This is a genomic window from Pseudomonas sp. C11, from assembly GCF_034683865.1.
Lineage (GTDB): Bacteria > Pseudomonadota > Gammaproteobacteria > Pseudomonadales > Pseudomonadaceae > Aquipseudomonas.
In genome coordinates this window covers 1-16,555 of record NZ_JAWIIP010000017.1, presented here as the reverse complement: position 1 = coordinate 16,555, position 16,555 = coordinate 1, and the positions used below count along the sequence as shown (strand labels likewise).

The window sequence follows — 16,555 nt, the reverse complement described above, 5'->3', positions numbered from 1 at the left end:
AATCCCGTCTTGTAAACCTATCGGCTACATCAGCAGGAGCGACCATGAAAGGCGACAAGAAAGTTATCCAACACCTGAACAAGATCCTTGGTAACGAGCTGGTCGCGATCAACCAGTATTTTCTGCATGCGCGCATGTACGAAGATTGGGGCCTGAAGAAACTCGGCGAGCACGAGTATCACGAGTCCATCGACGAGATGAAGCATGCCGACAAGCTGATCAAGCGCATCCTGTTCCTCGAAGGCATTCCCAATCTGCAGGATCTGGGCAAGATCCTGATCGGTGAAAACACCAAGGAAATGCTCGAGTGCGACCTGAAGATCGAGCACAAGGCCCATGCCGACCTGAAAGCCGCCATCGCCTACTGCGAAAGTGCCGGTGACTACGCCAGCCGCGAGTTGCTGGAAGACATTCTGGAGTCCGAGGAAGAGCACATCGACTGGCTGGAAACCCAGCTGAGCCTGATCGACGCCGTTGGCCTGCAGAACTACCTGCAATCGCAGATGGACGAATAATTCCATCCGCAACACGAAAAACGGGAGCCAAGGGCTCCCGTTTTTTATTGCCGCTATCCGCTTGCAAGGCATTGCATGGTAAGGCTTCAGCCACGACAACCGCTGAAGCACCTCATGCCAATCAATGCGCTTCGTTTTCCTTGACCCGGAACCAGGCCGCATACAGCGCCGGCAGAAACAGCAAGGTCAATGCCGTGGCGACGATCAGGCCGCCCATGATGGCGACCGCCATCGGCCCGAAGAATACGCTGCGCGACAGCGGAATCATCGCCAGTACGGCGGCCAGGGCCGTCAGCACGATGGGGCGGAAACGCCTGACGGTGGCCTCGATGATGGCCTGCCAGCGCCCCAGTCCATGGCTGATGTCCTGTTCGATCTGGTCGACCAGAATCACCGAGTTACGCATGATCATCCCCGCCAGGGCGATGGTGCCGAGCATGGCGACGAAGCCGAACGGCTGACGGAAGAGCAGCAGGAACAGGGTCACCCCGATCAGCCCGAGCGGCGCGGTGAGAAACACCATGGCCGAGCGAGAGAAACTGCGCAGCTGCAGCATCAGCAGGGTCAGCACCACCACGATGAACAGCGGAATGCCGGCATTGACCGACTTCTGCCCGCGTGCGGAGTCCTCCACGGTACCGCCGACTTCCAGCAGGTAACCACTGGGCAGTTCGGCGCGGATCGGATCCAGCGTCGGGGAAATCTGCATCACCAGACTGGCCGGCTGCTCCTTACCATAGACATCGGCGCGCACGGTCACGGTAGGCAGGCGGTTACGGTGCCAGATGATGCCTTCCTCGAAGCCGTACTCCAGCGTCGCCACCTGCGACAGCGCCACGCTACGCCCGCTGTCGGTCGGCACCGCCAGGCTCGGTAGCTGGCTCAGCGCCTTGCGCTCCTCGGGCGTGCCACGCTGCAGAATCTCGATCAGCTCGTTGTCCTCACGGTACTGGCTGACACTGGTACCGGATAGCGACCCTTGCAGAAAGCGCGACAGCTCGGCCGTGTTGACGCCCAGCGCCCGCGCGCGATCCTGGTCGATATTGAGGATGACCACCTTGCTCGGTTCTTCCCAATCCAGGTGCACGTTGGCCACGTGCGGGTTCTCCCGCACCTTGTCCGCCACCTGGCGAGCCAGGGCGCGCACCTCGTCGATGTGCTCGCCACTGACGCGGAACTGCACCGGATAGCCCACCGGCGGGCCATTTTCCAGACGGCTGACACGGCTGCGCAGCGTGGGGAATTCGTCACGCATCACCTGGATCAGCCAAGTACGCAGCCGTTCACGCTCTTCGATGCTGCTGGCCAGCACGACGAACTGGGCAAAACTGGCTGCAGGCAATTGCTGATCGAGTGGCAGGTAGAAACGCGGCGAACCGGTTCCCACGTAGGCCACGTAGTTGTCGATCCCGCTCTGCGCCTTGAGCATCTCTTCCAGACGCTTGACCTCAGCCTCGGTGGCCAGCAGCGAGGCGCCCTCCTCCAGCTTGATGTCGACCATCAGCTCCAGCCGCCCGGAGGCCGGGAAGAACTGCTGCGGGACGAAGCGGAACAGCACGATTGAAGCCACGAACAAGCCCAGGGTCAGCACGATCACCGTCTTGCGGCGGCGTACGCACCACTCCACCAGCGCTCTGACACGTCGATAGAAGGGGGTCGCATACGGATCGTGAGCGCCACCATCGCCATGTTTGGAGGCATGCAGCTTGGCCAGATCCGGCAACAGCTTGTCGCCCAGATAGGGCACGAACATCACCGCAGCGATCCACGATGCCACCAGGGAAATCACCACCACCTGGAAGATCGAGCGGGTGTACTCGCCGGTGCCCGACTGCGCCGTGGCGATGGGTAGAAAGCCCGCCGCCGTGATCAGCGTGCCGGTGAGCATCGGGAAGGCCGTGCTGGTCCAGGCGAAGCTGGCCGCCTTGAGACGGTCATAGCCCTGCTCCATCTTGATGGCCATCATCTCCACCGCGATGATCGCGTCGTCCACCAGCAAGCCCAGGCCCAACACCAGCGCGCCGAGGGAAATCTTGTGCAGGCCTATCCCTAAGTAGTACATGGCCGCGAAGGTCATGGCCAGTACCAGCGGGATGACCAACGCCACCACCAGCCCGGTGCGCAGGCCGAGGGAGAAGAAGCTGACCAGCAGGACGATGGTCAATGCCTCCACCAGAACCTTGACGAACTCGCCCACGCCAGTCTTCACCGCAGCCGGCTGATCGGACACCTTGCCCAGCTCCATACCCAACGGCAGGGTCTGCTGCAGACGGGCGAACTCTCCCTCCAGCGCCTTGCCCAGCACGAGGATGTCGCCACCGTCCTTCATCGATACGGCGATGCCGATGGCATCCTCACCCATAAAGCGCATGCGCGGCGCGGGCGGATCGTTGAAGCCGCGCTTGACCTCGGCCACGTCGGCGATACGGAAGGTGCGGTCACCGACGCGAATGGGGAAGCTGCGGATCTCGTCCACCGACTCGAAACGGCCGGTGACACGCAACTGGATGCGCTCGCTATCGGTTTCAAAGAAGCCAGCGGCCGCCACCGCATTCTGCGCCTCCAGCGCCTGCTGCACCGCAGACAGCGGCAGACCGAGAGTGGCCAGCTTGGTGTTGGACAGTTCGATCCAGATTTTCTCGTCCTGCAGGCCGACCAGTTCCACCTTGCCCACGTCCTTGACGCGCTGCAGCTGCAACTGGATGCGGTCGGCGTAGTCCTTGAGCACTGCGTAGTCGAACCCCTTGCCGGTCAACGCATAGATGTTGCCAAAGGTGGTACCGAACTCGTCGTTGAAGAACGGGCCCTGGATGCCGGAGGGCAAGGTGTAACGAATGTCGCCGATCTTCTTGCGAACCTGGTACCACAGGTCGGGAATCTCCGAACTGTGCATGGAGTCGCGCGCCATGAAGGTGACCTGCGACTCACCCGGCCGGGAGAAACTGACGATACGGTCGTATTCGCCGGTTTCCATCAGCTTCTTCTCGATGCGTTCGGTGACCTGACGCGACACTTCTTCGGCACTGGCGCCCGGCCAGAGGGTGCGGATCACCATGGCCTTGAAGGTGAAAGGCGGGTCTTCGCTCTGCCCCAGCTTGGTGTAGGAAAGCCCACCGACGATGGCCAGCAGCAGCATGATATAGAGCACGATCTCGCGGTGGCGCAGCGCCCAGGCAGAGAGGTTGAAGCTCATCGGCTTACTCCTTGGCGGCCATTTCGACGTTGCGATTGGCGCGATCCACCGGCCGCACCTGCATCCCTTCGCGCAGCACCTGCACGCCTGCAGCCACCACCCAGTCGGACGCCTTCAGCCCCTCCAGCACCGGTACCTGGTTGTCACCATAAGCGCCGACGCGCACCGCCCGCCGTTCGACCTTGTGCTCACTTGGAGTGACCACCCAGACGAACGGCTGGCCCTGCTCGGAACTGAGCGCAGACAGAGGGACGGCCAGTGGCACCTGACCATCGCTGACGATGAAGACCCGCGCGCTCTGCCCCAGCTCGGCGGGCACCTGGCCCTCGGTGAAGGCCACGCGCGTGGCGAAGGTACGCGACTGCGAGTCAGCCGCTGGCGCCATCTCGCGGATTCGACCGGGAAAGCGCTGCCCCGGCTGTGACCACAGCTCCACCTCAACCGCCTGGCCGATCTGGAACCGCCCAACGCTCTGCTCCGGCAGGCTGATCAGCACCTCACGCTCGCCATCGGCCGCCAGGGTGAAAACGCCCTGCCCGGCCGCCACCACCTGCCCGACCTCCAGCGAACGGCGGGCGATCACACCGTCCTGAGACGCGCGTAGCACGGCGTAGTCGGTCTGGTTGCGGGCCACGTCGTACTCCGCCTTGACCTGGTTCAGTCGCGCCTCGCCGGAGCGGTACTGATTTTCGATGTTGTCGAATTGCGAGCGGCTGACCAGGTTGCGGGCCAGCAGGGTCTTGTAGCGCTCACGCTCGGCGCGCACGGTCTGCAGATTGGCTTCGGCTGCCGCCACCTGGGCACGCGAAGCGTCGAGCTGCAAACGCACGTCCTGAGGATCGAGCTGGGCCAGCGGTTGATCCTTCTTCACCCGATCACCGACATCCACCAGGCGTTTGCTCACCTTGCCCGCGATACGGAAGGCCAGCTCCGGCTCGAAACGTGCCCGCACCTCACCGGGGTAGCTGTCGACCAGAGCGGCGGCAGGTTGTGGTTGAACCACCATGGCAGGACGAAGGGATTGTTCGGTCTGCTCATCGTTGCTGCAGGCAGCGAGCAGCATGGCGAGACCCAGAGACGCAACGAGCGGAAGGGCGTGGCGAAACATGTTGGCGACCTTTCGGGGAAGGTTTGGAATATTTGTACTGCCGGGTATAGTAAAAATAGCAAACTCGCCAGTCCAGTATTAAAATCCGCCAATGCCCAACAAGTTGTTACAGCCTTCCGGACCCGGTCGACCAAAGGATCCTGCCAAGCGCCGCGCCATTCTGGATGCGGCCAAATGCCTGTTCCTGCGCCATGGCTACGACGGCAGCAGCATGGACGCCATCGCCGCCGAGGCTGGCGTTTCCAAGCTCACGGTGTACAGCCACTTCACCGACAAGGAGACGCTGTTCTCCGCAGCGGTCAAGGCCAAGTGCGAAGAGCAACTGCCCGAGCTGTTGTTCGAACTGCCGGATGACGTACCGCTGGAAAAGCAGCTACTCGAGATCGGCCGTGGCTTCCTCACGCTGATCAACAGTCGCGAGTCGGTGGAAATGCACCGCATGATGGTCAACCTGGCCAGCCAGGGTTCGAAGCTGGCGCAGATGTTCTACGAGGCAGGCCCCCTGCGCATTCAGCAGGAGATGGAACTGCTGCTGGGCAAGGCCGCGCAGCGCGGCCTGCTGGACATCGATGACGCGCCGCGCGCGGCGGATCATTTCTTCTGTCTGCTCAAGGGTGGCGCGCACTTCCGCCTGCTGATCGGCTGCGGCGCCCCGCTGCAAGACGCAGATGCCGAATACCATGTCCAGGATGCCGTGCAGCTGTTCCTGCGCGCCTATCGACCAGAACTTGGCGCGCAGTAACGAGGCTCTGTCCGAGGTTCAGGCTTCCAGCGTTTTCTTCGGGTAGATGTCATAACGGCTGGACTTGCCCTCCAGCACGTAACCCGGCTTGAACCCCTCGATGGCCGGCGCCTTGCGCGGACGCTTGACCACCACTCGATGAGTCGCCAGCGCCAGCGCCGCCGCCAGCAGCGCCGGTGCATCCAGATCGTCACCGACGAAGGGCCGGAACAGACGCATCTCCTTCTTCACCAGCGCGCTCTTGTCGCGGTGCGGGAACATCGGATCGAGGTAGATCACCTGTGGCGCCTCATCCTGCCAGCCCTGCATCAGCTCGATGGCATTACCGGTGAGCAGGCGCATGCGCGCCGCAATCGGCGCAACCTCCAGATTCAGCGCCGCCCGCTGCAGGCCATCCTCCAGCAGCGCGGCAACCAGCGGCTGCCGCTCGATCAGCGTCATGTCGCAGCCCAGACTGGCGAGCACGAAGGCATCGCGCCCCAGCCCGGCCGTTGCATCGAGAATACGCGGGCGAATGCCGGACTGCACACCGACGGCCTTGGCGATCATCTGGCCGCTGCCGCCGCCGAACTGACGGCGATGGGCGGCCGCACCCTCGACGAAATCCACCCGCACCGGGCCAGGCGCCTTATCGCCCAGCTCGACCAGTTGCAGCCCTTCATCGCCCAACTGCAAGGCGTACTCGGTGTCCCCCTCGACAGCCAGGCCGAGCCGCGTCGCCCACTGGGTGGCTGCTTCGGCGTACTGAGGATGCAAGGCTTGCATGCGAATACTGGCGTTGTGCCGCTCGTCGGTCATTGGCTCGTTCTGCTCAAAAATCACTCAAAGCATCAGCCACTCGGCCGATATCGAAGAAGCGGCATTCTGCCAGACCCGGCCGCCAACAGCCGCATCGAGTGTGATCATGTTCGACGCCCTCTCCGCTCCACGTGCAAGCAGCGCATCGGCCCGACTGCGCCCCTCGGACGATGAGCTCGACCGCGCCACGCGCGAATCGGTCGACTATCAGATTCTGCGCCGCACCCTGGGGATCGAGGATCAGCCCACACCAGGCGACCTCTCCCGCGAACTCGGCCAGACGCCGGAACCGCCCGCCGTCTCCAGCAGCGCAGCGACGCTCAGCCAGGCCGTGGTCGAACAGCGCAGCCTGGAGCTCAACGTGACAGCAACAGTGACACCTCAGCAGGTGGATCCGCTGGTGCTGGACTTGGCTGGCAACGGCTTTGCCACCAGTGGGCTGGGTCGCCCGGTGCGTTTCGATCTCGATGCCGATGGACGCATGGACTCTATCAGCGCCCCCAGCGGTGACGATGCCTTGCTGGCGCTGGATCGTAACGCTAACGGACGCATCGACGATGGCCGCGAGGTATTCGGTGATCAGCATGGCGCCGCCAATGGCTTCGCCGAGCTGGCCCGTTTCGATGACAACGGCGACGGCCGCATCGACGCCGCCGACAGCGTCTTCGACCAGCTACGCCTGCTGCGTTTCGACGCCCAGGGTCGACAGCAACTGCAGTCCCTGAGCGAGGCAGGTGTCAGCGCCATCGATCTGCGTGCCCGTGATGTGAATATCGCGCTGGGTGCTTACGACCAGATCGCGCAACTGGGTCAATTCCAGTTCGCCGACGGGCGCAGCGGACAGGCCGCCGACCTGCTCTTGGCCAAACGCTAGAGTCTGCTCCGTAGGGCGGGTACAACCCGCCATTGGCGCTGTGGCGGGTTGTACCGCCCTACGGATCGCAAGCGCCTTAGCGACACATCCGCCACAGGCCCATGTCCACGTGAAAGTGATCACGGTGCGCAGCGTTGTATTGCGGCCCCAGGGTGACATTGAAGCTGTCACAGGCGGCTTCCTGCACCAGGCGCAGAAAGCGCGCCTTGTCGCCCTGCCCCGTCCAGTCATGCAGCACGCTGATGTGCCGGCCATCACGCAGACGGAAGCCGACCATATCCAGCGCGTTGGCATAGGCGTGCTGACTGGGCCGTTGGCTGCCGGCGATGCTGCGACAAGCGAAACTGCCGACGTGTTCGAGACGCACCACGGGCTGGCCAAATACGGCCTGCGCAGCCGGCTGCAGGCCATGACGCTCGAACAGGGCGAAACTCACCGCCAGCGGGCAGGTGGCCATGAAGCTGCTGCTCAAACCGACCTCGGCGCTGTGGAAACGCACCGCGTTCTCGATCGGGCAGCCCGGCTGCGGCGTGCTGTCGGCCAGACGCGTGACACGCAGCCCGGAAGTCGCCAGGGCCTGGTCACACAAGGCGCGATCATCGCTCAGGCGCCAGAGCTTGAAGCGGGTCAGCAGGTTCGGTGTGTCGCGCACGTCCAGCAGCGCCCAGGGATCGAAGCGCGGCGGCACTTCCAGCCAACCACGCCAGATCGCCAGGAGCAGCGCGGCGCCCAGCAACAGCGCCAGTAACAGGGTGCGACCGACGATCCTCATCAAGATGCTCATGCACTCTCAGAGCAGGCCCAGTTGCTCCAGTTCCGGCTCCATCTGCAATTGGGGCAGTTCGGGTAAGCCAGGCAGGCGCTCGCTCAGCCGCTGGTGGAAGCGCCGCGCCAGCTCGGGGGCGAAGCGATTGTCCGAGGTGTGCAGGAATACGTAGGGGCTCAGACCCTGCTCGATCCAGCCGGCGACCTTGTCCAGCCAGGGCGTCATGAAGGGGTCGTTGGCCAGCAGCTCGGGATGGCCGATGAAGCGCAGTTGCGGGCTCTGGCTGAAGGCGGTTGGCCGAGTCGGCAGGCGCGGTTTCTTGGCCTGTGCGTGCAGCACCGCAGGTTCCTGCGAAGCGCAACTGAACAGCGCGCGCGAATCCAGGCAGATGCGCTCGACCCCGCGTTCATGCAGCAGGCGATTGAGCATACGTTCGGCATCGCCCTTGGCGAAGAACTCGCCATGACGCACTTCGACGGCCAGTGCCGTATCGCCCCAGGCCTCGATGAAGGCCTCGAGTTCGGCCAGGCGCGAAGGGCCGAAACTGGCCGGAAGCTGTAACCAATAGGGCGCCACCCGCTCGCCCAGCGGCGCCAGCAACTGACGAAAGTCGAGGCTTGACTCCAGTTGCTGGTACAGGTCGTCGCTATGGCTGATGTCACGCGGCAGCTTGGCGCAGAAGCGAAAATGCGCCGGCATCGCCAGCGCCCAGCGCGCCACCGTCTGCTCGCTGGGCCGGGCGTAGAAGGTGGTGTTGCCTTCCACCGCGTTGAACACCTCGGTGTAGCGCGCGAGAAAATCGTTGGGCCGGGTATCGGCGGGATAGAGCGTGGCGCGCCAGGCAGCCTCGCTCCAGGACGGACAACCGAGGTAATAGGGAAGTGTCGAAGTCATCGAATGATGCGCGCCGCGCCGGGAGGGCGTCAGGCGTAGAGATCGAGCCCGAGCACTTCCTGTGCGTCGGATTCGTTGGCGTAGCTGGCCGTGGTGCTGTAGCTGGCAAGCGCCTGAGCGCTGCGGCTGCTCAGTTGCGGCTGGGCGTAGCTGGCATTCTGGGTGCGCGCCGGCAGGCTGTCGGTATTGGCGCTGCTGGCCTGGACGCGACGAATCTGCGGCTGTTGCTCCAGCCCCTGGCTGTTCGACGGTGCGGCGGGTTGTTCACGCCGCACCTCCACCTCACGCTGCGCCTCGCGATAAGGCGTGACCGCCGTCCCCGAACGGGGGCCGCGATCAGGCGAATAGGAGGGAAGATAACCGTCGATGCGCATTCAGAAGTGCTCGGCGAACTCGATAAAAACGGAAAGGGTGCTGGCAATGTAGCGGTGCTGAGGCGCCTTGGCAAACGTCAGCAGACAGCGTGTTCGGCTCAGCCTCATGCAGGGGCTTTCGGTGTCGCCACCTGATCACGCAGGTACACCGGTTGCGCCTGATCGGCCGCCACGGCCTCACCTCGGGCCCAGGCGAAGCGCGCCAGGCTGAGCAGGTCTTCTGCGTGCGGCAGGAGGCTGCCGTCAATAGCGTTCGGCTTTAGGGCGATACGCGCAGCATGCGTGCCCCAGCCGGTACCCGCACCGAACCAGTCGCCCTCGGCACCACGCGGCGCCTCGGCCTGTTCCGGCGGCAGCACCGCTTCCTGGCCGAACAGGCGCATCTCACCGCTCTCTTCGCGGTAACAGCCCCAATAGACCTCGTCCATGCGCGCATCGATGGCGGCAGCCACCTGTCGCGCACCCTGCTCGCGCAGTGCGCGTTGCGCCAGCACGGCCAGGTTGGACACTGGCAGCACTGGTCGATCCAGAGCGAAAGCCAGCCCCTGCACGACACCGATGGCGATACGCACCCCGGTGAAGGCACCGGGGCCACGCCCAAAGGCGATGGCGTCCAGCGCCGCTGCGGCGATGCCCGCCTCACCGAGCATCTGCTGGATCATCGGCAGCAGACGCTGCGCATGCAGGCGCGGCGCCACTTCGTAGTGGCTGAGCACACGGCCGTCATGCAGCAGAGCAACGGAACAGGCTTCGGTGGCGGTATCCAGGGCCAGGAGAGTGGTCATCGTGTTTGTACGGCGCAATGAAAAAGAGCCGGCATTAGACCGGCTCAGCGCTTTTTTTTCCAGCACGGTAGCGGCACCCGGGACGACCGGCATGGCCGGTTGGCCATGCCGCCAGGCTCAGCAGGCCGTTACCAGGGCTGGATTTCCATCTTGGCGTCCCAGCCCTTGAGCGGTGCCTTGGACCAGGTGCCGTAGGCCGCATTGGGGAACACGATCCACTCGGTGCCCCACTTGCCGGCTTCCTCAGCAAGTGTCTTGCGCTGCTCATCGAGCGGCGTCTTGCGGAAACGCGCATCGAAATCGTGCAGGGTATCGCCGAGCAGCAGGACGATCTGATGATCGGCGCTGACCAGGGCGCGGCGCTCCACCTTGGGCGGGCCGAGCAACAGCACGCTCTCTTCGGAAACCTGCGGCAGGCCCAGTTTGCTCAGGGTGGCAAGGGTGTACTTCTTCTGCTCGTCGGCGCGATCCGAGATGTAGCGGATGGTCACGCCGAGCTTGTCGGCATGATCGAGGAACTGCTTGGCACCAGGAATCAATGCCGGCGTACCTTCACGCTCCCAGGGCAGCCAGGTGTCCCAGGCGTCGTACTGGTGACAGTTGGCCAGGTCACGCGCCAGCAGGGCGCTGTTGTCGATCACGGTTTCATCGAGGTCGGTGACGATGGCCAACTTCGAGGGATCCTTGGCGGCCGCGACGGCCTTGTCCAGCTTCTCCGTGGCGATGTTGTAGGCCTGCAGTTGCAGCGCCTGGATTTCTGCCGACTGCTGCTGGAAACGCAGCCCCATGGTGAATTCCGACACCGCGCAATCGGGCTTGGCAGACGATGTGTCCGCGGCCTGCACTGCGGGAACGCTCAACAGGGCTGCAGCCAGCCCCAACCAGATACGGCGATGCGCTGATTTCTCGGTCATTGAATGTCCTCTTTCCTGGGGTGATGACCCATGCCGCGCGCGTGTCACGAAGCGGCCTGAGCCGAAGACAGCAGACTGATGCTAACGCGCCTGGCCGAGAGCTTCATACCCGCTGCCGACCGAAACCGCGGGTCAACCCCTCAGAAACGACAAAGGCCCGTAACGGGCCTTTGTGCAGAGCACCTGCTGTCAGGCAGGGCTCGGGATGCTGCGGATCGACTCAGGACAGTGCAGCCAGGGTCTTCTCGGTGATCTGCTCGACGCTGCCAACACCCGGGATGTGGGTGTACTTGGGCGTACCGGTCTCGGCCGAGAGCTTCTGGTAGAAGTCCACCAGCGGCTTGGTTTGCGAGTGGTAGACGGACAGGCGATGACGCACGGTTTCTTCCTTGTCGTCTTCGCGCTGAACCAGCTCTTCACCGCTGATGTCGTCCTTGCCGGCGACCTTAGGCGGGTTGTACTCGGTGTGGTAGACGCGGCCGGAAGCCGGGTGTACGCGACGACCGGACAGGCGCTTGACGATTTCCTCGTCGTCCACGGCGATTTCCACCACGTGGTCGAGGGCAACGCCGGCGTCACGCAGGGCTTCGGCCTGGGGAATGGTGCGCGGGAAGCCATCGAAGAGGAAGCCATTGGCGCAATCGGCCTGAGCGATACGCTCCTTGACCAGATTGATGATCAGGTCATCGGAGACCAGGCCACCGGCGTCCATGACGCTCTTGGCCTTCAGGCCCAGTTCGGTACCCGCCTTGACCGCTGCGCGCAGCATGTCACCCGTGGAGATTTGCGGAATGCCGAATTTCTCGGTGATGTAGCGAGCCTGGGTACCTTTGCCGGCACCGGGCGCCCCCAGCAGAATCACGCGCATCGATGTGCTCCTCAAGATTTGTATAGTTATCGGTCGGATTCGCCTCGTGGGCACTTCTAAAAACGGCCTGAGCTGTCAGCGCCAGGTTTTTAGAAGCACCCTCGTGGTGCCAATCTCTCAAGTGGTTTATGGCTGCCGAAGCGGCCAAAAGGCTGTCCAAGATACACAGCGCCCCCCTGCTGCACAAGCAGCCAAAAGTCGCAGCAAACCCCTACTCTCGAGCGCATGGGGCCTCGTCCAGACAGAGGATTCGGGCCCCTGCTCAGTCCTCAACCGGTATTGCGCAAGCCCGCGGCGATACCCGCCACACTGACCAGCAACGCCTGCTCCAGAGGGCTCTCCGGCGCCTGTTCGCGCAGTCGGCAGCGCGCCAGCAGCTCGGCCTGCAGCAGGTGCAGGGGATCGAGGTAAGTGTTGCGCACGCTGATCGATTGCAGGGTCTCCGGGCTGTGCGCAAGCAGCTGAGACTGGCCGGTCACTTCCAGCACGCCAGAGCATGCCTGCGACAATAGGTCGCGTAACTGCGCACCCAGGGGCTGCAGCGCCGCCTCAACCAGGCGCCTGTCGTACAATTCGGCAATGGCCATGTCGGCCTTGGCCAGCACCATCTCCAGCATGTCGATGCGGGTACGGAAGAAGGGCCAGCGCTCGCGCATCTGCCGCAGCAGATCGCCCTCCCCTGCCACCAGCGCCTGGCCCAGTGCCTGCTCCCAGCCCAGCCAGGCCGGCAGCATCAGGCGGGTCTGCGTCCAGGCGAAGATCCACGGGATCGCCCGCAGGCTTTCCACGCCACCGGCGCGCCGCTTGGCCGGTCGGCTGCCCAATGGCAGGCGCCCCAGTTCCTGCTCCGGCGTCGCCTGATGGAAGTATTCGACGAACTGCGGATGCTCACGCACCACGCCGCGATAGCCCTGCACGCCCGCTTCAGCCAGGCGATCCATCATCGCCCGCCAGGCGGGTTCCGGCACCGGAGGTGGCAACAACGTGGCCTCCAGAACCGCCGCCAGGTAGAGGTTGAGGTTCTGTACGGCGATATCCGGCAGGCCGAATTTGAAGCGAATCATTTCCCCCTGTTCGGTGGTGCGGAAACGCCCGGCCACCGAGCCCGGCGGTTGCGACAGGATCGCCGCGTGCGCTGGACCACCGCCTCGCCCGACGGTGCCACCACGGCCATGGAACAGCAGCAGTTCGACCTGATGCTCGCGGCACAGGCGAACCAGCTCCTCCTGTGCCCGATATTGCGCCCAGGCCGCCGCCGTGGTGCCGGCATCCTTGGCCGAGTCGGAATAGCCGATCATCACCTCCTGCGGCCCGTGCAGCCGGGCCCGATAGCCCGGCAACTGCAGCAGGCGGTCGATCACCGGGCCGGCATGATCCAGATCGGCCAGGGTTTCGAACAGGGGCACCACACGCATCGGCCGGCGCAACCCGGCCTCCTTGAGCAGCAGTTGTACCGCCAGCACATCGGAAGCGGCGCCGGCCATGGAAATCACGTAGGAACCCAGCGAGGCGGCTGGTGCAACCGCGACCTCGCGGCAGGTAGCGAGTACTTCGGCGGTATCCGCGCTGGGTCGATAGTCGCCGGGCAACAGCGGCCGGCGGTTGTCCAGTTCGCGTTGCAGGAAGCTCAGGCGCTGCTCCTCGTCCCAGTCGGCATAGCGTCCGAGGCCGAGGTAATCGGTGATTTCCGACAGCGCTGCGGCATGTCGCGTCGAGTCCTGACGCACGTCCAGGCGCACCAGGAACAGGCCGAAGGTGGCCGCCCGGCGCAGGCAGTCGAGCAGCGGGCCATCGGCAATCACGCCCATGCCGCACGCGTGCAGCGAGTGATAGCAGAGCTGCAGCGGCTCGAGCAGCTCCTGATTGTCCTGCAGCACGCTCGCAGGCGCTGGCACCTCACCAGCGAGCGACTCGTGCGCCCACTGGCGCGTGGCGCGCAGACGCTCGCGCAACTGCTTGAGCAGCGCCCGATAGGGCTCGGGCACATCGCCGACACGGCTCTTCAACGCGTCACTGGCCTGCTGCATGGACAGCTCGGCAGCCAGGCTGTCGACATCGCGCAGGTACAGGTCGGCGGCCATCCAACGCGCCAGCAGCAGCACTTCGCGGGTGACGCTGGCGGTGACGTTGGGGTTGCCATCGCGATCACCGCCCATCCACGAGGCGAAGCGGATCGGCGCCGCCGTCAACGGCAGGCGCAGGCCAGTGGCGGCCTGCAAACTGCGGTCGGTGCGGCGCAGGAATTGCGGCACGGCATGCCACAGGGAATGCTCGATGACGGCGAAGCCCCACTTCGCCTCGTCCACCGGCGTCGGCCGGCTGCGGCGGATTTCCTCGGTGTGCCAGGCCTCGGCGATCAGCCGTTGCAGGCGCTCGACCACCGTTTCGCGCTCGGCCGGCAGCAGGTCGTCATGATCCAGCGCGGCCAGTTGCGCGGCGATGGCATCGTACTTCTGGATCAGCGTGCGGCGTGCGACTTCGGTGGGGTGCGCCGTGAGCACCAGTTGAATGTCCAGACGAGCGATCTGCCGAGCGAGATCGTCTGGTGTCTGTCCGGCTGCACTCAGCCGTTCGAGCAGTTCGTCGAGCACGGTATCTTCGAACAGAGTGGGCTCATCTGGCCGGCGGCGACGCACCCGGTGCTGCTGTTCGGCGATATTGGCCAGGTTGAGAAACTGGTTGAACGCTCGTGCCACCGGTAGCAGCTCGTCTTCGCCCAGGCTGGCAAGCGTGGCGCTCAGGCGCTCGGAGCTGCCGCTGCGATCGGCCTTGGCGCTGTGGCGGATGGCTTCGATCTTCTGCAGGAAGGCTTCGCCGTGCTGCTGGCGAATGGTGTCGCCAAGCAGCTCGCCAAGCAGATGCACGTCTTTACGCAAGCGCAGATCGATATCGGTCATCAGGCTTTCTCCACCCCGGATTCGTGCCTCACAGAGTGGCCCAGCAAGGGGCATGGGTTCAAGGTTTGCTGCCTGCTGCACACCGCTCTGGCGCAGGAAAATGACTAACCAGTCAGTCAGAAAATCATGAGCAGGCTGTCATTTTTTCTGAACCATCCGTTGAACATGCCTGTCGGAAACCCTAGGCGATGACGCTAAACCAGGCAGCTCGAACAGGGCTCGCCGCAGGGTCAATACGCCACCCGTTACGGAACTCGTCATTCATAGGAGTGTTGCAAATGGAGTTAACCACCATGAAGACCCTTAACGCGAAAGCCACAGGCTCACGTTCATATGTGCTCAGGCTGGCGGCCCTGATGCTGGGCAGCAGCCTGGTACTGGCCGGCTGCGCCGGCAACCCACCCAGCGAGCAATACGCCGTGACGCAGTCGGCGGTCAATTCGGCCATCAGCGCAGGCGGTACCGAATACGCCCCCGTAGAGATGAAAGCCGCGCAGGACAAACTCAAGGAAGCCGAGTTCGCCATGCATGACGAGGACTACGAAAAGGCTCGCCGCCTGGCCGAACAGGCTGAGTGGGACGCCCGCCTCGCCGAGCGCAAGGCCGAGGCTGCCAAGGCCGAACGTGCCCTGCAAGATGCCCGTCAGGGGGTTCAAGAGCTGCGTGAAGAAGGCATGCGCAACGCCCAGTAAAGGGCAGTCGACGCCTCCATTCAACGACTGATCAAAGGATGAACGCCATGCGTAAACACATCATGCTTCCGACTCTGCTGGCCCTGAGCATCGGCCTGGTCGCCTGCGCCAGCCAGCCCAACCCCAACCTGGAATCGGCACGCAGCAATTTCTCCTCGCTGCAGGGTGACCCACAGGCCAGCAAGCTCGCGGCGCTGGAAACCAAGGAAGCCAAGGAATGGCTGGATAAGGCCGACAAGGCCTACATGAACGACGCTGACGAGAAGAAAGTCGATCAGCTCGCCTACCTGACCAACCAACGCGTCGAGGTGGCCAAACAGACCATCGCCCTGCGCCAGGCTGAAGATGAACTGAAGAACGCCTCATCCATGCGCGCCCAGGCTCTGCTGGATGCGCGCGATGCGCAGATCCGCAAGTTGCAGGACAGCCTCAAAGACCTCAACACCAAGCAGACCGAGCGCGGCACCCTGGTGACCTTTGGCGATGTGCTGTTCGACTTCAACAAGGCCGAGCTCAAGAGCAGCGCCTACCCGAACATCACCCAGCTGGCGCGTTTCCTCCAGGAAAACCCGGAGCGCAAGGTGATCGTCGAGGGCTATACCGACAGCGTCGGCTCGGCCAGCTACAACCAGAGCCTGTCAGAGCGCCGCGCCAACACCGTACGCATGGCGCTGGTGCGCGCCGGTGTCGACCCGGCACGCATCGTCGCTCAGGGTTATGGCAAGGAGTATCCGGTGGCGGATAACTCTACCGACTCCGGACGGGCGCAGAATCGCCGGGTGGAGGTGACCATCTCCAACGATAACCAGCCGGTGGTGCCGCGTTCGGCCAGTGGGGCCTGATACCTTCCCCCCGGAGGTAGAGCAGCGACCCGCCTGACGGCGTAAGGCTGCTTACTTCACGGAACCGCCCTAAAAAGCCGATGCCAGGTTTTGGCATCGGCTTTTTTATGTCTCGCCATTTTTATAGGGCGCTGCTTGTTTGATACCGGACTGGCAATTCGGTGTTGGTTGTTCTGTGTGTCTGTTCCGAGTTGCCGCGTTTTTGCTGATGTTTCTGGTTTCGCCCTCCCGGGCGAGCAACCGTGTCCAGCGTCAAGTCACTTGAGGCCTGAAATGAGCCTGATCACGGAGCA

The 16,555-nt window shown here is 63.8% G+C and carries 15 protein-coding genes; 5 read left to right on the top strand and 10 right to left on the bottom strand.

Going from position 1 to position 16,555, the window contains the following annotated elements; all coding sequences use genetic code 11:
- Window positions 1-44 precede the first annotated feature (44 nt).
- Window positions 45-515 carry a bacterioferritin gene (bfr, locus tag VC352_RS21970; protein ID WP_322981632.1) on the top strand — a complete coding sequence of 157 codons (471 nt, stop codon included), beginning with the start codon at window positions 45-47 and terminating at the stop codon, window positions 513-515.
- Between the two features lie 121 nt (window positions 516-636).
- Here the strand turns inward: bfr and VC352_RS21965 are convergent, their stop codons facing one another.
- Window positions 637-3,708, bottom strand: a complete 3,072-nt coding sequence (locus VC352_RS21965) for an efflux RND transporter permease subunit (RefSeq protein WP_322981631.1) — start codon at window positions 3,706-3,708, stop codon at window positions 637-639.
- A 4-nt stretch (window positions 3,709-3,712) separates the two neighbouring features.
- On the bottom strand, window positions 3,713-4,816 hold the full coding sequence (locus tag VC352_RS21960) for an efflux RND transporter periplasmic adaptor subunit (protein WP_322981630.1): 1,104 nt from the start codon (window positions 4,814-4,816) through the stop codon (window positions 3,713-3,715).
- A gap of 91 nt (window positions 4,817-4,907) precedes the next feature.
- Here VC352_RS21960 and VC352_RS21955 point away from each other — a divergent pair, with 91 nt between their 5' ends.
- A complete protein-coding gene (locus VC352_RS21955) occupies window positions 4,908-5,558 on the top strand; it encodes a TetR/AcrR family transcriptional regulator (protein ID WP_322981629.1) in 651 nt (216 codons plus the stop codon).
- An 18-nt stretch (window positions 5,559-5,576) separates the two neighbouring features.
- Here VC352_RS21955 and VC352_RS21950 read toward each other — a convergent pair whose 3' ends face one another.
- Window positions 5,577-6,356: a class I SAM-dependent methyltransferase gene (locus VC352_RS21950; RefSeq protein WP_322981628.1), complete on the bottom strand. Its 780-nt coding sequence runs from the start codon at window positions 6,354-6,356 to the stop codon at window positions 5,577-5,579.
- 106 nt (window positions 6,357-6,462) lie between these two features.
- On the opposite strand from VC352_RS21950, the gene VC352_RS21945 reads away from it, so the two are divergent.
- Window positions 6,463-7,230, top strand: coding sequence for a hypothetical protein (locus VC352_RS21945; RefSeq protein ID WP_322981627.1), 768 nt, complete (start codon window positions 6,463-6,465; stop codon window positions 7,228-7,230).
- A gap of 76 nt (window positions 7,231-7,306) precedes the next feature.
- Here the strand turns inward: VC352_RS21945 and VC352_RS21940 are convergent, their stop codons facing one another.
- The 7 genes from VC352_RS21940 to ppc all read right to left on the bottom strand — a co-directional run bounded on the left by VC352_RS21940 (window position 7,307) and on the right by ppc (window position 14,728).
- Window positions 7,307-8,014, bottom strand: coding sequence for an extensin family protein (locus tag VC352_RS21940; protein ID WP_322981626.1), 708 nt, complete (start codon window positions 8,012-8,014; stop codon window positions 7,307-7,309).
- Window positions 8,015-8,020: 6 nt separating this feature from the next.
- On the bottom strand, window positions 8,021-8,890 hold the full coding sequence (locus VC352_RS21935; RefSeq protein ID WP_322981625.1) for a DUF72 domain-containing protein: 870 nt from the start codon (window positions 8,888-8,890) through the stop codon (window positions 8,021-8,023).
- 29 nt (window positions 8,891-8,919) lie between these two features.
- Window positions 8,920-9,264, bottom strand: a complete 345-nt coding sequence (locus tag VC352_RS21930) for a hypothetical protein (protein ID WP_322981624.1) — start codon at window positions 9,262-9,264, stop codon at window positions 8,920-8,922.
- Between the two features lie 104 nt (window positions 9,265-9,368).
- Complete coding sequence (gene tsaB, locus VC352_RS21925) at window positions 9,369-10,049, bottom strand: tRNA (adenosine(37)-N6)-threonylcarbamoyltransferase complex dimerization subunit type 1 TsaB (protein WP_322981623.1); 681 nt, start codon at window positions 10,047-10,049, stop codon at window positions 9,369-9,371.
- Window positions 10,050-10,177: 128 nt separating this feature from the next.
- Entirely contained in the window at window positions 10,178-10,963 is a 786-nt protein-coding gene (locus VC352_RS21920) for a 5'-nucleotidase, lipoprotein e(P4) family (protein WP_322981622.1), read from the bottom strand.
- Between the two features lie 220 nt (window positions 10,964-11,183).
- Entirely contained in the window at window positions 11,184-11,831 is a 648-nt protein-coding gene (gene adk, locus VC352_RS21915) for an adenylate kinase (RefSeq protein ID WP_322981621.1), read from the bottom strand.
- Window positions 11,832-12,100: 269 nt separating this feature from the next.
- Window positions 12,101-14,728, bottom strand: coding sequence for a phosphoenolpyruvate carboxylase (gene ppc / locus VC352_RS21910; RefSeq protein ID WP_322981620.1), 2,628 nt, complete (start codon window positions 14,726-14,728; stop codon window positions 12,101-12,103).
- 278 nt (window positions 14,729-15,006) lie between these two features.
- Here ppc and VC352_RS21905 point away from each other — a divergent pair, with 278 nt between their 5' ends.
- A complete protein-coding gene (locus tag VC352_RS21905; RefSeq protein WP_322981619.1) occupies window positions 15,007-15,420 on the top strand; it encodes a DUF4398 domain-containing protein in 414 nt (137 codons plus the stop codon).
- A gap of 47 nt (window positions 15,421-15,467) precedes the next feature.
- The gene (locus VC352_RS21900) at window positions 15,468-16,262 is read left to right on the top strand and encodes an OmpA family protein (protein ID WP_322981618.1); all 795 of its coding nucleotides are present in this window, start codon (window positions 15,468-15,470) and stop codon (window positions 16,260-16,262) included.
- Window positions 16,263-16,555: the final 293 nt, after the last annotated feature.